The organism is Pseudomonas sp. NMS19W (assembly GCF_051554255.1).
Classification (GTDB): Bacteria; Pseudomonadota; Gammaproteobacteria; order Pseudomonadales; family Pseudomonadaceae; genus Aquipseudomonas; species Aquipseudomonas kribbensis.
On record NZ_CP136718.1, the window covers coordinates 1,309,573 to 1,330,110 of the forward strand.

At 61.6% G+C, this 20,538-nt stretch carries 17 protein-coding genes and 2 pseudogenes; 14 read left to right on the plus strand and 5 right to left on the minus strand.

The window, feature by feature from the left end; genetic code table 11:
- Window positions 1–22 precede the first annotated feature (22 nt).
- Window positions 23–2,869, minus strand: coding sequence for an RNA polymerase-associated protein RapA (gene rapA / locus R1A29_RS05905; RefSeq protein WP_438300906.1), 2,847 nt, complete (start codon window positions 2,867–2,869; stop codon window positions 23–25).
- A gap of 240 nt (window positions 2,870–3,109) precedes the next feature.
- Here rapA and R1A29_RS05910 point away from each other — a divergent pair.
- The 3 genes and pseudogenes from R1A29_RS05910 to ccoM all read left to right on the plus strand — a co-directional run bounded on the left by R1A29_RS05910 (window position 3,110) and on the right by ccoM (window position 4,016).
- A pseudogene (locus tag R1A29_RS05910) lies at window positions 3,110–3,450 on the plus strand (aspartate-semialdehyde dehydrogenase).
- Window positions 3,451–3,591: 141 nt separating this feature from the next.
- A complete protein-coding gene (locus R1A29_RS05915) occupies window positions 3,592–3,753 on the plus strand; it encodes a hypothetical protein (protein ID WP_167443762.1) in 162 nt (53 codons plus the stop codon).
- 146 nt (window positions 3,754–3,899) lie between these two features.
- Complete coding sequence (gene ccoM / locus R1A29_RS05920; RefSeq protein ID WP_007959205.1) at window positions 3,900–4,016, plus strand: cytochrome c oxidase subunit CcoM; 117 nt, start codon at window positions 3,900–3,902, stop codon at window positions 4,014–4,016.
- A 650-nt stretch (window positions 4,017–4,666) separates the two neighbouring features.
- Here the strand turns inward: ccoM and R1A29_RS05925 are convergent.
- Together R1A29_RS05925 and R1A29_RS05930 are read right to left on the minus strand one after the other, a co-directional pair.
- The gene (locus R1A29_RS05925; RefSeq protein ID WP_085712967.1) at window positions 4,667–6,142 is read right to left on the minus strand and encodes an inorganic phosphate transporter; all 1,476 of its coding nucleotides are present in this window, start codon (window positions 6,140–6,142) and stop codon (window positions 4,667–4,669) included.
- 375 nt (window positions 6,143–6,517) lie between these two features.
- Window positions 6,518–6,718, minus strand: coding sequence for a hypothetical protein (locus tag R1A29_RS05930; RefSeq protein ID WP_007957826.1), 201 nt, complete (start codon window positions 6,716–6,718; stop codon window positions 6,518–6,520).
- 644 nt (window positions 6,719–7,362) lie between these two features.
- On the opposite strand from R1A29_RS05930, the gene pcaR reads away from it, so the two are divergent.
- From pcaR to pcaC, 11 genes and pseudogenes are all read left to right on the plus strand, one after another.
- Entirely contained in the window at window positions 7,363–8,205 is an 843-nt protein-coding gene (pcaR, locus tag R1A29_RS05935) for a pca regulon transcriptional regulator PcaR (RefSeq protein WP_007963153.1), read from the plus strand.
- Window positions 8,206–8,499: 294 nt separating this feature from the next.
- Window positions 8,500–9,846: an MFS transporter gene (locus R1A29_RS05940; protein ID WP_438300907.1), complete on the plus strand. Its 1,347-nt coding sequence runs from the start codon at window positions 8,500–8,502 to the stop codon at window positions 9,844–9,846.
- A gap of 187 nt (window positions 9,847–10,033) precedes the next feature.
- Window positions 10,034–10,891: a CoA transferase subunit A gene (locus R1A29_RS05945; RefSeq protein WP_438300908.1), complete on the plus strand. Its 858-nt coding sequence runs from the start codon at window positions 10,034–10,036 to the stop codon at window positions 10,889–10,891.
- On the plus strand, window positions 10,891–11,670 hold the full coding sequence (locus R1A29_RS05950; RefSeq protein ID WP_265812106.1) for a CoA-transferase subunit beta: 780 nt from the start codon (window positions 10,891–10,893) through the stop codon (window positions 11,668–11,670). Before R1A29_RS05945 ends, R1A29_RS05950 begins: the two co-directional genes overlap by 1 nt.
- Window positions 11,667–12,872: a 3-oxoadipyl-CoA thiolase gene (pcaF, locus tag R1A29_RS05955; RefSeq protein ID WP_438300909.1), complete on the plus strand. Its 1,206-nt coding sequence runs from the start codon at window positions 11,667–11,669 to the stop codon at window positions 12,870–12,872. Before R1A29_RS05950 ends, pcaF begins: the two co-directional genes overlap by 4 nt.
- 36 nt (window positions 12,873–12,908) lie before the next feature.
- Window positions 12,909–13,613 (plus strand): protocatechuate 3,4-dioxygenase subunit beta, encoded by a 705-nt coding sequence (gene pcaH, locus R1A29_RS05960; RefSeq protein WP_007957831.1) that lies wholly within the window; start codon window positions 12,909–12,911, stop codon window positions 13,611–13,613.
- A gap of 1 nt (window position 13,614) precedes the next feature.
- Window positions 13,615–14,181: a protocatechuate 3,4-dioxygenase subunit alpha gene (gene pcaG / locus R1A29_RS05965; protein WP_438300910.1), complete on the plus strand. Its 567-nt coding sequence runs from the start codon at window positions 13,615–13,617 to the stop codon at window positions 14,179–14,181.
- A 111-nt stretch (window positions 14,182–14,292) separates the two neighbouring features.
- Window positions 14,293–15,587 (plus strand): annotated as a pseudogene (locus tag R1A29_RS05970) (MFS family transporter).
- 46 nt (window positions 15,588–15,633) lie between these two features.
- A complete protein-coding gene (locus R1A29_RS05975; protein ID WP_438300911.1) occupies window positions 15,634–16,998 on the plus strand; it encodes a 3-carboxy-cis,cis-muconate cycloisomerase in 1,365 nt (454 codons plus the stop codon).
- Between the two features lie 12 nt (window positions 16,999–17,010).
- Complete coding sequence (gene pcaD / locus R1A29_RS05980) at window positions 17,011–17,802, plus strand: 3-oxoadipate enol-lactonase (protein WP_438300912.1); 792 nt, start codon at window positions 17,011–17,013, stop codon at window positions 17,800–17,802.
- 10 nt (window positions 17,803–17,812) lie between these two features.
- Complete coding sequence (gene pcaC, locus R1A29_RS05985; protein WP_011332825.1) at window positions 17,813–18,205, plus strand: 4-carboxymuconolactone decarboxylase; 393 nt, start codon at window positions 17,813–17,815, stop codon at window positions 18,203–18,205.
- Window positions 18,206–18,256: 51 nt separating this feature from the next.
- Here the strand turns inward: pcaC and R1A29_RS05990 are convergent, their stop codons facing one another.
- Window positions 18,257–19,063: a methyltransferase domain-containing protein gene (locus tag R1A29_RS05990; protein ID WP_438300913.1), complete on the minus strand. Its 807-nt coding sequence runs from the start codon at window positions 19,061–19,063 to the stop codon at window positions 18,257–18,259.
- 177 nt (window positions 19,064–19,240) lie between these two features.
- Window positions 19,241–20,497 (minus strand): OprD family porin, encoded by a 1,257-nt coding sequence (locus R1A29_RS05995; RefSeq protein WP_438300914.1) that lies wholly within the window; start codon window positions 20,495–20,497, stop codon window positions 19,241–19,243.
- Window positions 20,498–20,538: the final 41 nt, after the last annotated feature.

The following is a 20,538-nucleotide window of genomic DNA, read 5'->3' on the forward strand; positions in this document are numbered from 1 at the left end:
TTTGGCGATGGAGCAGGGCGGTTTAGCCTGCGACCAGCACCCGGATTGCTTCCAGTCGCAGCGCAGCCTTGTCGAGCATGGCCAGGCCTTGCTCGCGCTGTTTGCGCAGGGCCACCAGCTCGCTGTCGCGCACGGTCGGGTTGACCGCCTGCAACGCAGTCAGGCGCGCCAGTTCTTCGTCGGTATCGGCTGCCAGACGACGGCGGGCCTCGGCCACGCGCTCGGCGTGACGCGGGGTGACCTTGTCTTCACCGGCGTTGATCCGTGGTGTCAACTGATCGCGCTGGGCCTGAATGAACTTGTTGGCGCTGGCGCGCGGCACGCTTTCCAGCTGATCGTTCAGGGTTTCGAACGCCACACGGGCCGACAGGTCGTTGCCGTTGGCATCGAGCAGGCAGCGCAGGGCGGCCGGCGGCAGGTAACGGCCCAGTTGCAGCGAGCGCGGCGCAACCACTTCGCTGACGTACAGCAGTTCCAGCAGCACGGTGCCCGGCTTCAACGCCTTGTTCTTGATCAGCGCGACAGCGGTGTTGCCCATCGAACCGGACAGCACCAGGTCCATGCCGCCCTGCACCATCGGGTGTTCCCAGGTGATGAACTGCATGTCTTCGCGCGACAGCGCCTGGTTGCGGTCGTAGGTGATGGTCACGCCTTCGTCGTCGCCCAGCGGGAAACTGGCGTCGAGCATCTTCTCGCTCGGCTTGAGGATCAGGGCGTTTTCCGAGTGGTCTTCGCTGTCGATGCCGAAGGCGTCGAACAGGGTTTCCATGTAGATCGGCAGGGCGAACTGGTCGTCCTGTTCCAGAATCGCTTCGACCAGCGCTTCACCTTCGCCGGCGCCACCGGAGTTCAGCTCCAGCAGACGGTCACGACCGGTGTGCAGCTCGGCTTCCAGACGCTCGCGCTCGGTGCGCGCCTCGTCGATCAGCGTCTGCCACTCGCCGTCGTCAGCCTCTTCCAGCAGCGGCAGCAGGCGCGGGCCGAACTGATGCTGCAAGGCGTTGCCGGTCGGGCAGGTGTTGAGGAACGCGTTCAGTGCTTCGTGATACCACTGGAACAGGCGCTCTTGTGGGCTGGTTTCCAGGTACGGCACGTGCAGTTCGATGATGTGTTTCTGGCCGATCCGGTCCAGACGACCGATCCGCTGCTCCAGCAGGTCCGGGTGCGACGGCAGATCGAACAGCACCAGGTGGTGAGCGAACTGGAAGTTGCGACCTTCACTGCCGATTTCCGAGCAGATCAGCACCTGTGCGCCAAACTCTTCGTCGGCGAAGTAGGCGGCGGCGCGGTCACGCTCGAGGATGTTCATGCCTTCATGGAACACCGTGGCCGGAATGCCGGAACGTACGCGCAGGGCGTCTTCCAGGTCCATTGCGGTTTCGGCGTGGGCGCAGATCACCAGCACTTTGGTGCGCTTGAGCATTTTCAGCTGATCGATCAGCCATTCGACGCGCGGGTCGAATTTCCACCAGCGCTCTTCTTCGCTGGCGTCCGGCTGGGCCTGGAAGCTGACTTCCGGATACAGCTCGGCGTGATCGCCCAGTGGCAGTTCGAGGTATTCGTCCGGGCACGGCAGCGGGTACGGGTGCAGTTTGCGCTCCGGGAAACCCTGCACGGCGGCGCGGGTATTGCGGAACAGCACACGGCCGGTGCCGTGGCGGTCGAGCAGTTCGCGCACGAGGCGGGCGCTGGCTTCGCTGTCGCCATCGTTGACGGCGGTCAGCAGGGCTTCACCTTCGTTGCCAAGGAAACCGTGGATGGTCTTGTGCGCTTCGGCCGAGAGGCGGCCCTTGTCCAGCAGTTCCTGAACGGCTTCGGCCACCGGGCGATAGTTCTCGCTTTCGGCACGGAAGGCGGCCAGGTCATGAAAACGGTTCGGGTCGAGCAGGCGCAGACGGGCGAAGTGGCTGTCCTGACCCAGTTGTTCCGGGGTGGCGGTGAGCAGCAACACGCCCGGGATCGTCTCGGCAAGCTGCTCGACCAAGGAGTATTCCGGGCTGACCTTGTCTTCGTGCCACACCAGGTGGTGCGCTTCGTCGACCACCATCAGGTCCCAGCCGGCGGCGAACAGCGCGTCCTGGGCCTTTTCGTCTTCGACCAGCCACTCCAGGGCCACCAGGGCCAGCTGGGTGTCTTCGAACGGGTTGGAGGCATCGCTTTCGATGAAGCGTTCTTCGTCGAACAGCGCAACCTGCAGGTTGAAGCGCCGGCGCATTTCCACCAGCCACTGGTGCTGGAGGTTTTCCGGCACCAGGATCAGCACGCGATTGGCGCGACCGGAGAGCAACTGGCGATGAATCACCAGGCCGGCTTCGATGGTCTTGCCCAGACCCACTTCGTCCGCCAGCAATACCCGTGGCGCGATGCGGTCGGCGACTTCACGGGCAATGTGCAACTGGTGCGCGATCGGCTGCGCACGCACGCCGCCCAGGCCCCACAGCGCGGATTGCAACTGGCGGCTGGTGTGTTCCAGGGTGTGGTAGCGCAGGGAGAACCACGACAGCGGGTCGATCTGTCCGGCGAACAGACGGTCGCTGGCCAGACGGAACTGGATGAAGTTCGACAGCTGGGTTTCCGGCAGGGTGACGGCTTCGTTCTCGGCGTTCAGACCGTGGTAGACGAGCAGGCCATCGGCATCCTCGACTTCGCGCACGGTCATCTTCCAGCCTTCGAAGTGAGTGATGGAGTCGCCCGGCGAGAATCGCACGCGGGTCAAAGGCGCATTCCTTAGCGCGTACTGGCGGGTTTCGCCAGTGGCCGGGTAAAGCACGGTCAACAAGCGGCCGTCCTGTGCCAGAACGGTGCCTAAACCAAGCTCTGCTTCGCTGTCACTGATCCAGCGTTGCCCCGGTTGATACTGCTGCGCCATGCTGCCTGACTCCCACCTTGAAAAAGCGGGCTATCTTAACGGAATGAGGCCCTGAGGCCAAAGGATTAGGAGCAGTGGCGAGCTTTTAGCTGCAAGCCGCAAGTGAGGGCAAATGCGGTCATCTGTCAGTTTTAAGCAGAGCCTGGGCACCTGTGAGTGCCAACCCGGTCACAAGTTTGCGACCGATGGCTCAAGGCCCCGATGCCGCAGCCGATAGCCTGCTGACAGGAGACCCTTCATATGCTGCCACCGATGCTCCCCCTGAGCGCCGTGCCGATCACATCCCAGCAGGACCCGATCCGCCAGCGGCCGGACATTCCCCGGTGGTGCCGGTGCAGGAAAGCTCCAACGAAAGCACGATCGACCTGCAAAAGCGCGATCCTGAAGAGGATGGTTATCTGCTGCGCGAAGAGCAGCGCCGCCAGCAGGAGCGTGAGCGTCGCAAGCGCGAAGCCGACGAAGATCCGGAAGAACACCTCGCCGTGCCGGGCACCGAACTCAATGCCGACAACACCGTGCCGGTGGTGCCGCTGATGGAAGACCAGCCGCGTCAGGGCCTGTGGGTCGACATCGAGATTTGAGGCTGCTCGACCACCGCGTCTTGAATACACGATTTGTTGTACGTCGATGACTGGTCAGCGCCGGCGTGAGGCCGCATTATTGGCGCAGTCCTGTCGGCGATCCGGCAGTTGTGATTCAGTCCAAGCGATGCATCGAACGCCATGAGCCAAGACGACAAACTGATCGACCTCAGCACCGAACGCGCCAAGCGGGTTCACGACCTCAACGAAAAACGCCTGAATGAAGTGCGCAAGGCCTTCGAACAGGCCATGCCGCTGGGAAAACCGAAGAAAAAGTCGAAAAACAAACCGAAAAAGCGTTGATCTCCCCCTGTATCCGTTGATGCAGGTCAGTTATTTCCCTTCCTTTCCTCCGCACCTTGACCGGTATTGATCCCGGTCAATTCCTGCGCCTGCCTGATTGGTTAACTTAGCTCCATCGCAGCAAAGCAGGGGCCAGGAGGCCAGTCATGTTTTTCGATAACGTGGTGTTTGCCGGGGTTCTGACGGTGGGGCTCATGGTTCTGTTTTTTGCAGGGTTTGGATTTTTTATCTGGAAGGATGCGAATAAGCGCAAGAAGCCTTAGTTCTTCCGGGTTTGATGAGCACGCAAGGCATTTTGGGCAACTTCGGTTGCCCTTTTTTTGTGTCTTGGCGGCCTTTGGGCCGACCATGCTTTGGGTGTTTTTTGTGAATATCCGTTTTTTCGGGTGTTGGGGCTGGCGGTTTCGCCCTTACGGCGAGTCACTTTGGCAAACGCCCCAAAGTAACCAAAAGGCTTGGCCCCGGCGTACGGCACCTCGCTAGGGCTCGGTGTTCCTTCGTTCCGGGATTCATCCGGGGGCATCGCCTCCGGTTTGCTTCGCTGCACCTCCTCTCGATGTGTTCGACTTCGTCGAACGGCGCTACGCGCCCACCCCCGGATAAATCCCTCCACTCAGCCTTCCGATGGGGCCGGCACGTCAAAAGCGGTACTCGAGCTAACGCTCATCGTGTTGAGTGGTGGGAAGCCAAAGCAAGAGCAGATGAAGCAGGAGTCGAGTTGAATGCGTTTTAAAACCGGAGTTCACCTCGAAACGTCACGTCGGCGTATCTCCCCCAAGCAACACGGTCAGTCCCCTCTCCCTCCGGGAGAGGGCTAGGGTGAGGGCGCTCTTGATCTTCCGCGCCTCTTTACCGCGGCCAACAAAAAAGGCGTGATCCTCTCGAATCACGCCTTTTTCATTACCACGATCTATCAGCTACCCAGCGCCTTCGACGCCAGCCAGAACAAGCCGGCCGACAGGGCCACGGTGGCCGGCAGGGTCAGGACCCAGGCCAGCAGGATGGTTTTCACCGTGCCGCCTTGCAGGCCGCTTTTGTTGGCGACCATGGTGCCGGCCACGCCCGAGGACAGGACGTGGGTGGTGGACACCGGCAGGCTGAAGATGTTGGCCAGGCCGATCATGCTCGCTGCGGTGATCTGTGCCGACATGCCCTGGGCATAGGTCATGCCTTGCTTGCCGATTTTCTCGCCGATGGTCAGCACCACGCGTTTCCAGCCGATCATGGTGCCGAGGCCCAAGGCCAGGGCGACCGCCAGAATCACCCAGAACGGGGCGTATTCGGTGGTGGTGGTCAGGTCTTTGCGCAGCTTGTCCAGATCAGCCTTTTCACGCGCTTCCAGGCCCGGGAGTTTGGCGACTTTCTTCGCGGTGTCGTCCAGGCAGAGCAGGTAGCGGCGCACTTCGATGCGGCTTTCCGCCGGCAGCGAGTGGTAGTCCGATACACCTTTGAGGGTGTGGAGCAGGGCGGAAATGGTCGGTTCGGTCTGCTGCGGGTTGCAGCGGAATTTCTCCGGCAGGTCGCCTTCTACGCTTTTGCCCAGGGCCAGGAACTCGCCAAGGGTGGCGGCGTTGCGCTGGTAGAACTGGCTCAGGTGCAGGGTTGCGTCGCGAGTACGTTCGATCTGATAGGTGGTGCTGTTCAGGTCGAGCACGAACTGCGCAGGCACGATACCGATCAGGACCAGCATGATCAGGCCGATGCCTTTCTGACCATCGTTGGAGCCGTGCACGAAGCTCATGGCCATGGCCGACATCACCAGGACCAGGCGATTCCAGAAAGGTGGATGCTTCTTGTCGTCGATCTTGCGGCGTTGTTCCGGGGTCTTGTGCATTTTCGACAGCGGGCGCCACCACTTCAGGCCGATCAGCACCAGTGCGGCCACCAGGAAGCCAGCCATCGGCGAGAACACCAGCGAAGCACCGATATCGATCGCTTTCTGCCAGTTCACGCCATCACCCAGCGGAATGTCATTGATCAGGGCGTTGGCCAGGCCGACGCCGAGGATCGAACCGATCAGGGTGTGGGAGCTGGAGGCCGGGATACCGAAGTACCAGGTGCCCAGGTTCCAGGCGATGGCGGCGGCGAGCAGCGAGAACACCATTGCCAGACCATGGCCGGTGTTCACGTTGATCAACAGTTCTACCGGCAGCAGGTGGACGATGGCATACGCCACGCCGACGCCGCCCAGCAATACGCCGAGGAAGTTGAACACGCCCGAGAAGAACACCGCCAGGTGAGGCGGCATCGCTTTGGTGTAGATAACAGTGGCTACCGCGTTAGCGGTGTCATGAAATCCATTGATGAACTCGAAGGCGAGGACAAATGTCAGGGCGAGCAGGAGGCTCACAAGCACCCAGGCATCCAGTCCGCTGAATAAATCGATCATGAAGGTTTTCTGACCCGGTCATAAGGGGGCGCGATTATGCCAGAAAAGACTGGAAATCGATCCCCTACCTGCTCATCGGTAACCTTCTTCGCCAAATTAATTTGTATCAAGGTGCATTACCCAAGCTTTTTGCCGGGTTTTGTAAGGCTTTGATTTGTTTAAGGAAAATGCGAAGTTCCGGCTGAATGGCCGGTGCGCGGAAGGGGGCAGAAGCTTGTATGAAATATCTGAGAAACGTGTCTGACATGCTCCAAACCCGTGCAATACAGGGGAGTTGGCCGCTGCCCGCGGGTAGCGGGCGCGCAAGGCATCGTCAGTCCACCGTGCTTGTAACCCGGTGAGTACGCTTACCCTCGAAAGTCTCAAAGGAAGGCGTCAAGGCTCTTCGGCTTTGAGTTCCTCTTCCATTTTTTTCAGTTCTTGCTGGAAGACCTGATCCTGAACGGTGGGGCGTTTACGCCAGGCTTTGCGTTCCGGTTCGGGCTGAGCGGCGTAGGTGGTGACTTCCCCGCCGTAAACTTCCTTGTAACGTTGTTCCTGGCGCTCAAGTTCCGCGCGCAGTTCGTCTTTCGTCACAGTGCTACCTGTATGAGTTGAGATAAATGTCTGGTGAAACGCACTGCAACGAATCGATTGAACCGGTTCGCCAACAAGACGCGGCCTGAACAGGCAGCGGTGTTATCGGCAGGGCGGTCAAGACTTCCATGTTACAGGCGGCTACGGCACCAGATTAAAACTGACGCAGCATCAGTTTCCTGTTTCAGCGAGCGCGCTGGCGGTGCATGGGTGATGATCATCAGGCGCTGGCCGGAGCTGAAGGCAATGGACATTACCTCAGCGAATGACGTCGACGGCCAATAAAAGTGCGACGCCATTGAGGTGCATTATAGCGGCCGATTCGGGATTGACTATCTTTGCCAAGTTAAAAACGGTTCCGGATGTGTGATTGTTTTGTGACTCGCAACTTTTACCGGTAGTTGCGTCGTTGTTTCCGGGTGTTGTGTTTCTGGCGTCATTTAGTCGATCAACTAAGGGGGCCGGGCGCATGAATGATATCGCGTTGGAAACTTTACAGAGTCGCTTCATCCGGGTCGGAGGGCGCGTTTGCGATTATCGGTCGACGGTTCGATAATCGCCCGGTGTTGGCGATCTGGCGCTTGTGCATCTGTCTGCGAGCCGCTTGTATAGCCGTTGATCCGAACAAGAAAAAAGGACCTGACATGAACGATCAAATGCGCAATTCCTTCACCTCGGTAGCGCCGCCGATCGTCGCCTCGCCGGCCAAACGCATCCAGGCCCTGACCGGCGATCCGGACTTCATGACTTCCCTGGCCCGGGGCCTGGCCGTTGTCCAGGCGTTTCAGGAGCGCAAGCGCCACCTGACCATCGCCCAGATCAGCCACCGTACGGAAATCCCCCGCGCCGCCGTACGCCGCTGCCTGCATACTTTGATCAAACTCGGCTACGCCACCACCGACGGGCGCACGTATTCGTTGCTGCCCAAAGTGCTGACCCTCGGTCACGCCTATCTGTCTTCGACGCCGCTGGCAGTCTCCGCCCAGCCGTACCTCGACCGCATGAGCGAACAACTGCACGAAGCCTGCAACATGGCCACGCTGGAAGGCGACGACATTCTTTACATCGCTCGCTCGGCCACCACCCAGCGCCTGATTTCGGTGGACCTGTCGGTGGGCGGGCGGCTGCCGGCGTATTGCACGTCCATGGGGCGGATTCTGCTGGCGGCGCTGGACGACACGTCGCTGCGCGAGTACCTCGACCACGCCGAACTGGTGGCCAAGACCAGTCGCACACTGCACACCCCGGAGTCCTTGCTCGAATGTCTGCAGGAAGTGCGGCAGCAGGGCTGGTGCATCGTCGATCAGGAGCTTGAACAGGGCCTGCGTTCGATTGCGGTGCCGGTGTATGACGCTTCCGGCCAGGTGGTGGCCGCGCTCAACGTCAGCACCCATGCCGGTCGCGTCAGCCGTACCGAACTTGAACAGCGCTTTCTGCCGGGTCTGCTGAGCGCCAGTCGCGACCTCAGCGCGCAGTTGTTCGCCTGATGAAGCTGTTCGATAAACGCACAGAGTTGCGTTTATCGAATTGACGCTAAAACCCCCGGATCATTAATGTCGCGGCAGCGTCATCCGGTGCTGTTGTGAATGAGCCCGCCGGATCGTCGACTCCCATAATAATGACAAGAGGCAACTTCCCATGTGCACGTTCCCCGACTGTCGCCGCTCCCATTCCTGTTGCCGGTTTTAGCGCAACGCCCGATTCCCTCCTTATATGCTTGTGTCCGTGCCAGTCTTTGGCCGGTCGCCGTTCGACTGCGTTTTTTGCGTGGAATAAAAATAATGAACCAGCCTCAGTCCGCTGTAGGTCACTGCCTCGACGTGCAGTCCTTCATCAATGCCCAACCGATCTCGCGCTATCAGTGGCGGGTGGTGATTCTGTGTTTCCTGATTGTGTTCCTCGATGGCCTCGACACGGCGGCCATGGGTTTCATCGCGCCGGCCCTGTCCCAGGACTGGGGCATCGACCGCGCCAGCCTCGGCCCGGTGATGAGCGCCGCGCTGATCGGCATGGTCTTCGGTGCACTGGGCTCCGGACCGTTGGCTGACCGCTTCGGGCGAAAATTCGTACTGTTCGGCGCGGTCTTTCTGTTCGGCGCTTTCAGCCTGGCGTCGGCCTACGCCACCAACGTCGAGCAATTGCTGGTGCTGCGCTTCCTCACTGGTTTGGGGCTGGGCGCCGGCATGCCGAACGCCACCACGCTGCTGTCGGAATACACCCCGGAACGCAAGAAGTCGCTGCTCGTGACCAGCATGTTCTGCGGTTTCAACCTCGGCATGGCCGGTGGCGGATTCATCTCGGCCAAGCTGATTCCGGCGTTCGGCTGGCACAGCCTGTTGCTGATCGGCGGGATTCTGCCGCTGATCCTCGCCGTGGTGTTGCTGCTCTGGCTGCCGGAATCGGCGCGCTACCTGGTAGTGCGTAACCGTGGCACCGACAAAGTGCGCAAGACCCTCGCGCCGATCGACCCGGCCACTGTTGCCCAGGCAGCAAGTTTCAGCGTGCCGGAGCAGAAAACCGTCAAGGCACGCAATGTGTTCGCGGTGATTTTCTCCGGCACCTACAGCGTCGGTACGTTGCTGCTGTGGCTGACCTACTTCATGGGCCTGGTGATCGTGTACCTGCTGACCAGCTGGCTGCCGACCCTGATGCGCGACAGTGGCGCGAGCATGGAGCAGGCTGCCTTCATCGGCGCGTTGTTCCAGTTCGGCGGGGTGTTGAGCGCGGTCGGAGTAGGCTGGGCAATGGACCGGTTCAATCCGCACAAGGTCATCGGCATTTTCTACCTGCTGGCCGGGGTGTTTGCCTACGCGGTCGGGCAGAGTCTGGGCAACATCACGCTGCTGGCGACGCTGGTACTGGTGGCGGGCATGTGCGTCAACGGTGCGCAATCGGCAATGCCGTCGCTGGCCGCGCGGTTCTATCCGACCCAGGGTCGGGCGACCGGTGTGTCGTGGATGCTCGGGATCGGCCGCTTCGGCGCCATCCTCGGCGCATGGATGGGCGCGACGCTGCTGGGCCTGGGCTGGAATTTCGAACAGGTGCTGACAGCGCTGGTGATCCCGGCCGGGCTGGCCACGGCTGCGGTAGTGATCAAGGGGCTGGTCAGTCACGCGGACGCGACCTGATACCGGGATTGATCGCCCCGCACTCGGGGCGATCATTAGGTTGATAACAATCTGTTCGATAACCGAACACTCAGTCGATTATCGGATTGTTTGGCGAAAATCAGCGGCTTAATCTTCAGTGACTCCGGCGCACAACCTCGCGCCTTTTTATCACTGGCGATCCACTACAAAAACGGGAGCCCGCTCCATGGCTGAGATCCTTTCGCTGCACGACGCGGTGAAGCAATTCGTCAATGACGGCGACACCGTCGCGCTCGAAGGCTTCACTCACCTGATCCCTACGGCGGCGGGTCATGAAATCATTCGTCAGGGCAAGAAAGATCTGACCCTGGTGCGGATGACGCCTGACCTGATCTACGACCAACTGATCGGCGCTGGCTGTGCACGCAAGCTGATCTTCTCCTGGGGCGGCAACCCTGGCGTGGGGTCGCTGCACCGTCTGCGCGATGCGGTCGAAAAACAATGGCCCCACGCGCTGGAAATCGAAGAACACAGCCACGCCGACCTGGCCAACGCTTACGTCGCCGGCGCCTCCGGCCTGCCGTTCGCGGTGCTGCGGGCCTACGCCGGTTCCGACCTGCCGAAGGTCAACCCGCTGATCAAGTCCGTGACTTGTCCGTTTACCGGCGAAGTGCTGGCGGCGGTGCCGTCGGTGCGTCCGGACGTGACCGTGATTCACGCCCAGAAGGCCGACCGTCAGGGCAACGTGCTGCTGTGGGGCATCCTCGGTGTGCAGAAAGAAGCCGCCCTGGCCGCCAAGCGTTGCATCGTCACCGTCGAAGAAATCGTCGACAACCTCAACGCGCCGATGAACGCCTGCGTGCTGCCGACCTGGGCCCTGAGCGCGGTCTGCCATGTACCCGGTGGCGCGCATCCGTCCTACGCCCACGGTTACACCGAGCGTGACAATCGTTTCTATCAAGCGTGGGACCCGATCGCCCGCGACCGTGAGACGTTTACCGCGTGGATCAACGAATTCATCCATGGCTGCGCTGACTTCAGCGAGTTCCAGGCCAAGTTGGCCGCTGCTTCGGAGGCCAAGTAATGACTTACACCACCAATGAAATGATGACCGTCGCCGCGGCCCGTCGCCTGAAGAACGGCTCGGTGTGCTTCGTCGGCATCGGCCTGCCCTCGAAAGCCGCCAACCTCGCGCGGCTGACCTCGTCACCGGACGTGGTGCTGATCTACGAATCGGGCCCGATTGGCGCCAAACCCAGCGTACTGCCACTGTCGATCGGTGACGGCGAACTGGCGGAAACCGCCGATACCGTCGTCCCGACCGGTGAGATCTTTCGCTACTGGCTGCAGGGCGGGCGCATCGACGTCGGTTTTCTCGGCGCGGCGCAGGTCGACCGTTTCGGCAACATCAACACCACGGTGGTTGGCGATTATCACCAGCCGAAAGTCCGTCTGCCGGGTGCCGGTGGTGCGCCGGAAATTGCCGGCTCTGCCAAAAGCGTGCTGATCATCCTTAAACAGTCGGCGCGTTCGTTTGTCGACAAGCTCGATTTCATCACTTCGGTCGGCCATGGCGAGGGCGGCGATTCGCGCAAACGTCTGGGCCTGCCGGGTGCAGGTCCCGTCGGCATCATCACTGACCTGTGCATCATGGAGCCGGAAGAGGGCACCAATGAGTTCGTGGTCACCGCACTGCACCCGGGCGTGACCCGCGAGCAAGTGGTCGCCGCCACCGGCTGGGCCATCCGCTTTGCCGACAGCGTGGCCACCACTGCTGAACCGACCGAGGTCGAGCTGAGCGCTTTGCGCGATCTCGAAGCCCGCACCGCAGCGGCCCACGGCCAGGCACCGGGAGAAGCATGATGCGCGACGTTTATATCTGCGATGCAATTCGTACTCCTATCGGTCGTTTCGGTGGTGGTCTGGCGGCGGTTCGCGCCGACGACCTGGCCGCCGTGCCGATCAAGGCCTTGATGGAGCGCAATCCGTCGGTGGACTGGAGCGCCCTCGACGAAGTATTCCTCGGCTGCGCCAACCAGGCCGGTGAAGACAACCGCAACGTGGCGCGCATGGCGCTGTTGCTGGCCGGTCTGCCGGAGAGCGTGCCCGGCGTCACCCTCAATCGCCTTTGCGCGTCAGGTATGGACGCCATCGGCACGGCGTTCCGCGCCATCGCCAGCGGTGAAATGGAGCTGGCGATTGCCGGCGGCGTCGAGTCGATGTCCCGCGCGCCGTTCGTGATGGGCAAGGCCGATGCGGCGTTTTCGCGCAACATGAAACTGGAAGACACCACTATCGGCTGGCGTTTCATCAATCCGTTGATGAAGGCCCAGTACGGCGTCGACGCGATGCCGCAGACCGCTGACAACGTCGCCGACGACTATAAAGTGTCGCGCGAAGATCAGGACGCTTTCGCCCTGCGCAGTCAGCAACGGACGGCCGCCGCCCAGGCTGCCGGCTACTTCGCCGAGGAAATCGTCGAAGTGCGGATCGCCCACAAGAAAGGCGAAACCGTGGTCAGCCAGGACGAACATCCTCGCGCCGACACCACCCTTGAAGCCCTGACCAGACTGAAACCGGTCAACGGCCCGGACAAGACCGTCACCGCCGGCAACGCTTCGGGCGTGAATGACGGTGCCGCCGCGCTGATTCTGGCCTCGTCCGAAGCGGTGAAAAAACACGGCCTGACCGCCCGCGCCAAAGTGCTGGGCATGGCCAGTGCCGGGGTGGCGCCACGGGTGATGGGTATCGGCCCGGTACCGGCGGTGCGCAAACTCACCGAACGCCTCGGCGTGGCGGTCAGCGATTTCGATGTGATCGAACTCAACGAAGCGTTTGCCAGCCAGGGTCTGGCGGTGCTGCGCGAGCTGGGGCTGGCGGATGACGCGACCCAGGTCAACCCGAACGGCGGGGCGATTGCCCTCGGCCATCCGTTGGGCATGAGCGGCGCACGTCTGGTGCTGACTGCCCTGCATCAGCTGGAAAAGACCGGTGGCAAGAAAGGTCTGGCGACCATGTGCGTCGGTGTCGGCCAGGGTCTGGCCCTGGCCATCGAACGCGTCTGACGCAAGCCGTGACGAACAAGAACAGAGGAAAGCGAAATGACTGACAAGCCTGGTTACCGCCGCCCGCAGGAAGGCACCCAGCCGCCGTACCTGCACCCGAATTATCAATCCACCAATCTGCGCTCACCGTCCAAGCCGTTGGTGTTTCTGCCTCACTCGCTGTCGGAAATCACCGGCCCGACCATCGGTGCCGAGCGAGTGGCCGACACCGATAATGATCTGACCGCCCAGCATCAGGGTGAACCGCTCGGCGAGCGGATTATTATTCACGGGCGTGTGCTCGATGAAGACGGTCTGCCGGTGCCGGGGATTCTGGTGGAGATCTGGCAGGCCAACGCCGCCGGTCGCTACAACCACGCCCGTGACCTGCACGACGCACCGCTGGACCCGAACTTCACCGGCACCGGCCGCACCGTGACCGACGCCGACGGCTGGTATCAGTTCCAGACCATCAAGCCCGGCGCCTATCCATGGGGCAACCACCACAACGCCTGGCGCCCGGCCCACGTGCATTTTTCGCTGTTCGGGCCGAGCATCCTGACGCGTCTGGTCACGCAGATGTACTTCCCCGGCGATCCGCTGCTGCCCTACGACCCGATCTACAACTGCGTGCCGGACACCTCGGCCAAGGAACGCCTGATCGCCGCTTTCGATCTGGAAAAAACCATTCCGTCCTACGCCCTCGCTTATCGCTGGGACATCGTGCTGCGCGGCCGCGAAGCCACGCCGATGGAGAAATGAGATGACCCTGACTGCGACCACGTCCCACACCGTCGGGCCGTATTACCACATCGGCCTGACCTGGCTGAACCGCGAAAACCTCGCCAACGAACTGACCCTCGGCCAGCGCGTGGCGATCACAGGGCAAGTGGTGGACGGCAATGGCGATGTCGTCAACGACGCCATGCTCGAAGTCTGGCAGGCCAACGCCGCCGGAAAATACGATCACCCGGAAGATGAACAGGCCAAGCCGCTGGACCCGAATTTCGAAGGTTTCGGCCGGGTGCCGGTGGACGCCGAAGGGCGTTTCCGTTTCACCACGATCAAACCGGGCACGGTCGAAGGCCTGAAAGGCACGACCCAGGCGCCGCATCTGGTGGTGCTGGTGTTTGCGCGCGGTCTGGTGAAGCACTTGCTGACGCGGATCTACTTCGAAGGCGATCCGGCGAACGTCAATGATCCGCTGCTCGAATGTGTACCGGCCGAGCGCCGCACTACGTTGCTGGCGAAGGCGGATGCAGAGGGTGTCTATCAGTGGAATGTGATCCTGCAGGGCACTGATGCGGAAACCGTGTTCTTCGATTATTGAAGGAACACTGCACCTTCCCTGCCACAGGGAAGGTGTGTCGCTGATCCAATGTGGAACGGGACTGTTGCGAAGTGTGTCTAGACTCTCACTGTCCCTATCGAGTGAAAAACAATGACAACCACCACCACCCATTACACCGGCGAAGAGCGCAGCAAGCGTATCTTCGCGATTGTCGGCGCCTCGTCCGGCAACCTCGTCGAATGGTTCGACTTCTATGTCTACGCCTTCTGCGCGATCTATTTCGCCCCGGCGTTTTTCCCTCGGACAACCCCACGGTGCAGTTGGTCAACACCGCTGGCGTGTTCGCGGCCGGGTTCCTGATGCGACCGATCGGCGGCTGGATCTTCGGCCGGGTGGCGGACAAGCACGGGCGCAAGAATTCGATGCTGATCTCGATTCTGATGATGTGCTTCGGCTCGTTGCTCATTGCCTGTCTGCCGACCTACAACAGCATCGGCGTCTGGGCACCGGTATTGTTGCTGTTCGCGCGTCTGCTGCAAGGCTTGTCGGTGGGTGGCGAATACGGCGCCACGGCGACCTACATGAGCGAAGTCGCGCTCAAGGGCCAGCGCGGATTCTTCGCCTCGTTCCAGTACGTGACCCTGATCGGCGGGCAACTACTGGCGGTGCTGGTGGTGGTGATCCTGCAGCAGTTTCTTTCTGAAGACGAACTGCGGGCCTACGGCTGGCGGATTCCGTTCGTGGTCGGGGCGGTGGCGGCGCTGATTTCGCTGTTTCTGCGGCGCACCCTGAAAGAAACCACCAACAAGGAAACCCGTGAACACAAGGACGCCGGCAGCATTGCTGCGCTGTTCCGCGATCACAAAGCCGCGTTTATCACTGTGCTGGGTTACACCGCCGGTGGCTCGCTGATTTTCTACACCTTCACCACGTACATGCAGAAGTACCTGGTGAACACCGCCGGCATGCACGCCAAGACCGCCAGCTTCATCATGACCGGCGCGCTCTTCTTATATATGTGCATGCAGCCACTGTTCGGCATGCTCGCCGACAAGATCGGCCGACGTAACTCGATGCTCTGGTTCGGTGCCCTCGGTACGTTGTTCACCGTGCCGATCCTGCTGAGCCTGAAAAGCGTCAGCAGCCCGTTCCTGGCTTTTGTGCTGATTACCGTGGCGCTGGCGATCGTCAGTTTCTACACCTCGATCAGCGGCCTGGTGAAAGCCGAAATGTTCCCGCCGGAAGTGCGCGCCCTTGGCGTCGGCCTGGCCTATGCGGTGGCCAATGCGATCTTTGGTGGTTCGGCGGAGTATGTGGCTCTGAGCCTCAAGGCCGGGGGCATGGAAAACGCCTTCTATTGGTACGTCACGGTGATGATGGCGGTGGCGTTCCTGTTCAGCCTGCGCCTGCCGAAACAGGCCGCGTATTTGCACCACGATCTCTAAACCGAAGTGCGCGGGCCGCGATGGCCCGCGCCGGCAAGGACTGTTTATGACTCAGCGACCGGGCAATCAATTGTTCGATGCCTACTTCACTGCCCGCGAAATGCGCGAGGTGTTCTGCGATCAAGGCCGGGTGCAGGCGATGCTCGACTTCGAAGCCGCGCTGGCCCGGGCCGAAGCGCGGGTCGGAGTGATTCCGGCGAGCGCTGTGGCAGCAATCGAAAACGCCTGCCGCGCCGAGCTGTTTGATTTCGCCGCGTTGGGTGAAGCCATCGCTACGGCGGGCAACTCGGCGATCCCGCTGGTCAAGGCGTTGGGCAAACGGATCGCGGCATCCGATGCTGAAGCCGAACGTTATGTGCATCTGGGCGCCACCAGTCAGGACGTGATGGATTCCGGGCTGGTGCTGCAATTGCGTCAGGCGTTGGTGCTGATCGAAGCGGAGCTGGCGCAACTGGCCGACTCCCTTGCTGATCAGGCAGAGCGCCACGCCGCGACGCCATTGGCCGGGCGCACCTGGCTGCAACACGCAACGCCGGTCACTCTCGGCATGAAGATCGCCGGTTGGCTCGGTGCCGTGACCCGCAGCCGTCAGCGTCTGCGCGAACTCAAGCCGCGACTGCTGGTGCTGCAATTCGGCGGTGCGTCCGGCACCCTGGCGGCGCTGGGCGGACAGGCATTGCCGATTGCCCGTGCGCTGGCCGAAGAACTGAATCTGACCCTGCCGGAGCAACCCTGGCACACCCAGCGCGATCGCATTGTCGAGTTCGGCGCAGTGCTCGGTCTGATCGCCGGCAGCCTCGGCAAACTCGGCCGCGACATCAGCCTGTTGATGCAGACCGAGGCGGCGGAAGTGTTCGAACCGTCGGCGCCGGGCAAGGGCGGCTCCTCGACCATGCCGCACAAGCGCAACCCGGTGGGCGCGGCGGTGCTGATCGGTGCAGCGACCCGCGTGCCGGGTCTGGTCTCGACGCTGTTCAGCGCTATGCCCCAGGAACACGAGCGCAGCCTCGGCCTGTGGCACGCCGAATGGGAAACCCTGCCGGACATCTGCTGCCTGGTGTCGGGCGCGCTGCAACAGGCGCGGCTGCTGGCTGAGGGTCTTGAAGTCGATGCCGCGCGCATGGGCCGCAACCTTGAGTTGACCCAAGGCCTGGTGCTGGCCGAAGCGGTGAGCATCGTGCTCGCGCAACGGGTTGGCCGCGACGCCGCGCATCATCTGCTCGAACAATGCTGTAAACGGGCGGTGGCCGAACAACGCCATCTGCGTGCGGTACTCGGCGATGAACCGCAAGTGACCGCCGAACTGAGCGCAACCGAACTGGATCATTTGCTTGATCCCGCCCGTTACCTCGGTCAGGCGCAGGTCTGGGTCGAGCGAGCGGTGGCCGAACACAACGCATTGTCTGATTGAAAGGAGAGGGCTGTGGCTTTCGTTCAACTCGCCGATGGCGAACTGCATTACTCATTGGAAGGCCCGGTCGATGCGCCGGTGCTGGTGCTGTCCAACTCGCTGGGCACCGACCTGCACATGTGGGACGCCCAGATGCCGGCGTTCACCGAGCACTTTCGGGTCCTGCGTTTCGACACCCGTGGTCACGGCCAGTCGCTGGTGACACCGGGCCCTTACAGCATCGAGCAACTGGGCCGCGACGTGCTGGCGCTGCTGGATGCGCTACACATCGAACGCGCGCATTTCTGCGGTCTGTCCATGGGCGGCTTGATCGGTCAGTGGCTGGGGATCAACGCCGGCCAGCGTCTTAACAAACTGATCGTCTGCAACACGGCGGCGAAAATCGGCGATCCGTCGGTGTGGAATCCGCGCATCGAAACCGTGCTGCGCGACGGCCCGGCGGCGATGGTCGCGTTGCGCGATGCGTCGATTGCCCGTTGGTTTACGCCGGACTTCTCGGCGGCCAATCCGGCAGCGGCCAAGCAGATCACCGACATGCTCGCGGCCACTAATCCTCAAGGTTACGCCGCCAACTGCGCGGCGGTACGCGATGCGGATTTCCGTGATCAACTGGCGTCGATCACGGCTCCGTTGCTGGTGATCGCAGGCTCGGAAGATGCGGTGACGCCACCGTCCGGCGGGCACTTCATTCAGGAGCATGTGCGCGGCGCCGAGTACGCCGAGTTCTATGCCGCACATCTTTCCAACGTTCAGGCCGGCGACGCGTTCAGCGATCGTGTGCTGACGTTCCTGCTGGTCGTCTGAGGAGATTTCTGTGGACGAAAAACAACGTTATGACGACGGCATGCAAGTGCGCCGCGCGGTGCTCGGTGATGCCCATGTCGATCGCAGCCTGACCACGCTGACCGAGTTCAACTCGGAGTTCCAGGAGATGATCACCCGGCACGCCTGGGGCGACATCTGGACCCGTCCGGGCCTGCCGCGCCACACCCGCAGCCTGATCACCATCGCCATGCTGATCGGCATGAACCGCGAAGGCGAACTCAAGTTGCACCTGCGGGCGGCGGCCAACAATGGCGTGAGCCGTGGCGAGATCAAGGAAGTGATCATGCAGAGTGCGATCTACTGCGGGATTCCGGCGGCGAATGCGACGTTTCATCTGGCCGAATCGGTGTGGGATGAACTGGGTACCGAATCACGCGAGTAATCGTTGAATTCTAGGGATCGCAGCCTGTGGAAGGTTGCGATCCTTTGAATTTCACACCTTGGCCACAATGAAAATCCGTTTGAACGGAAACAGCGTATGCCCGTTATCCTCCTGCGGATAATGCGCATGCACCCGCATCAGGTAGTGATAGATGAAGCGCGCCTGTTCCTCAGGCGTCAGCCCCTGCATCACCGGCCGCAGCGCCGACACTTTCACCCAGTCATAAACCGGCGACTTGCCGTCGACCACCTGCAATTGCTCGGTTTCCCAGATATCCAGCGACCGGGTCAGCGGTGCGAGCAAACGGTAGTAATCCTCCAGCGACAACAACGGCCGCGCGGCCACGCGCTGGCGCAGTTGCGGGCTGCCCAGCGGTTGGCCACCGGGGCCGGCATCTTCGAGGGTGTCGAGCATCAGGCGATACCACAGCGCATCGCGCCAGTCGGGCATATGCGCGGCCAGGCAGCCACCAGGGTTGAGGTGGCGGAGCAATCCCGGCAACAGCGTTTGATGGTCATCGATGAAATGCAGTACGGCAGCGGCGAACAGCAGGTCAGCCGGCTTGCGGGGTTTCCAGTGTTGCAGCTCGGCGTGTTGCCAGCGCGCCTTGATCGGCAGACAGCGGGCGACCTGAAGCATGTCTTGCGAACTGTCGATGCCCTTGATATCTGCTCCGGGCCAGCGATCTGCCAGAACCTTCGTGGCAATCCCGGTGCCACAACCAAGGTCGTAGATGCGATGAGGATTGTGCAGATCGACGCGGCCGAGCAGTTCATCGACCGGTTGTTGCCTGAGACGGGAAAACTGCTGATACGCCCTGGCATCCCAATCGGGAGCCGGTTTGACTCGAGTGATCATGAGGTGGTCCTCCGATGATCGGCAGTGTCTTCCGGTGACAGCCTGGCTCAAGTCCCGGGGGACCAACATCAACAGATAACGGAAGCGGGAAGGGTGGAGCGCCTGAGTCCTTCAGGTGCATCCACTGTACTCAACGATGGCTGACGATCCATGAATCCAGACGGATGGCGCAGCCCTCTAGAGCAGGTTGATCGGGTAGCTGACGATCACCCGGTTTTCGTCGAACTCGTTATTGCTGTAGTCACGGCGCATGGTCGAATTGCGCCACCGCACATTCAGGTTCTTCAGCGTGCCGCTCTGCACGGTGTAGCCCAGTTCCGATTCGCGGCCCCATTCCTTGCCGTCGGTGATGGTGCCGGTGTGCACGTTGTCGCCGCTGATGTAGCGGTTCATCAGGGTCAGGCCGGGAATGCCGAGGGCGGCGAAGTTGTAGTCGTGGCGGATTTGCCAGGAGCGTTCCTGAGCGTTGTCATAGCTTGAGTTGTAGCTGTCGTTGGCCAGGGTCCCGCCGCTGGTGCCGTTGACCCGCATCCAGTTGCTGTCGCCGGTGAGTTTCTGCAGGCCGACGTAGAAGGTGTTGCCGCCGTATCGTGCGGAGAACAGCCCCGACCAGGTCTTGTTGTCGAGCTTGCCGGCCCGGGCGCTGCCGTCGTCCTTGCCGTAGAAGAAACCGAGGTTGGCGCCCAGGGTCCAGTCGCCGAGCGGCTGGCTGTGGATCAGGTTGACGTATTGCTGGCTGTAGATGTCCTTGAGTTCGGCGTTCCACAGGCCGATCTGCGTACGTTTGTCATTGAACGCGTATTCACCGCCCTGGAAGTTGAAGCGGTCCGAGGTGAACGCCGGTTTGCCGAACATCGACATGTCGCTCATGCTGCTGTCGTCGCGCGGGCTGTTGGCGCGGAACTGGCCGCCGTAGAGAGTCAGGCCGTCGATTTCCTTCGAGGTGATCTGCCCGCCGCGAAAGGTCTGCGGCAGCGAGCGACCGTCGTCCGAGCGCAGGATCGGCAGCACCGGCATCCACTCGCCGACCTTGATTTCGGTTTGCGACAGCCTGGCCTTGAACGCCACGTTGGTGCGGCCGAAGGTGTCCGCCGGGCGCCCGTCATGATCCAGCGGCAACAGTTGCGTGCCCCCCGTGCCTTTGCCGCCATCCAGTTTCACCGAGTACAGCCCCAATACGTCCATGCCGAAACCGACGGTGCCCTGGGTGAAACCGGATTTGGCGTCGAGGATGAAACTCTGCGTCCATTCCTGCGCCATGCCCTGGGCCTTGGTCGGGTTGGTGAAGTTGCGGTTGATGTAGAAGTTTCGCAGGTTCAGGTCGGCCTTGGCACCGTCGATGAAGCCCGTCTCTTCGGCTGCCACAGGCAAAGCGATGCCGGTCAGTGCCAGAGCGATCAGACTGAGTGCGCAAGGTGTTGTGGAACGTGTCATGGGCTCGGGTCTCTCTAATTGTTTGGGATGAAGCAGTTCGC

What these genes read in the sequence shown, in the direction of transcription:
- pcaG (WP_438300910.1), top strand. Translation starts at nt 13,615, where the DNA reads ATGACCCTGACTGCGACCACGTCCCACACCGTCGGGCCGTATTACCAC.
- pcaF (WP_438300909.1), top strand. Translation starts at nt 11,667, where the DNA reads ATGATGCGCGACGTTTATATCTGCGATGCAATTCGTACTCCTATCGGT.
- R1A29_RS05950 (WP_265812106.1), top strand. Translation starts at nt 10,891, where the DNA reads ATGACTTACACCACCAATGAAATGATGACCGTCGCCGCGGCCCGTCGC.
- R1A29_RS05990 (WP_438300913.1), bottom strand. Translation starts at nt 19,063, where the DNA reads ATGATCACTCGAGTCAAACCGGCTCCCGATTGGGATGCCAGGGCGTAT.
- R1A29_RS05925 (WP_085712967.1), bottom strand. Translation starts at nt 6,142, where the DNA reads ATGATCGATTTATTCAGCGGACTGGATGCCTGGGTGCTTGTGAGCCTC.
- R1A29_RS05940 (WP_438300907.1), top strand. Translation starts at nt 8,500, where the DNA reads ATGAACCAGCCTCAGTCCGCTGTAGGTCACTGCCTCGACGTGCAGTCC.
- pcaH (WP_007957831.1), top strand. Translation starts at nt 12,909, where the DNA reads ATGACTGACAAGCCTGGTTACCGCCGCCCGCAGGAAGGCACCCAGCCG.
- R1A29_RS05915 (WP_167443762.1), top strand. Translation starts at nt 3,592, where the DNA reads ATGAGCCAAGACGACAAACTGATCGACCTCAGCACCGAACGCGCCAAG.
- ccoM (WP_007959205.1), top strand. Translation starts at nt 3,900, where the DNA reads ATGTTTTTCGATAACGTGGTGTTTGCCGGGGTTCTGACGGTGGGGCTC.
- R1A29_RS05975 (WP_438300911.1), top strand. Translation starts at nt 15,634, where the DNA reads ATGACTCAGCGACCGGGCAATCAATTGTTCGATGCCTACTTCACTGCC.
- R1A29_RS05995 (WP_438300914.1), bottom strand. Translation starts at nt 20,497, where the DNA reads ATGACACGTTCCACAACACCTTGCGCACTCAGTCTGATCGCTCTGGCA.
- pcaR (WP_007963153.1), top strand. Translation starts at nt 7,363, where the DNA reads ATGAACGATCAAATGCGCAATTCCTTCACCTCGGTAGCGCCGCCGATC.
- R1A29_RS05945 (WP_438300908.1), top strand. Translation starts at nt 10,034, where the DNA reads ATGGCTGAGATCCTTTCGCTGCACGACGCGGTGAAGCAATTCGTCAAT.
- rapA (WP_438300906.1), bottom strand. Translation starts at nt 2,869, where the DNA reads ATGGCGCAGCAGTATCAACCGGGGCAACGCTGGATCAGTGACAGCGAA.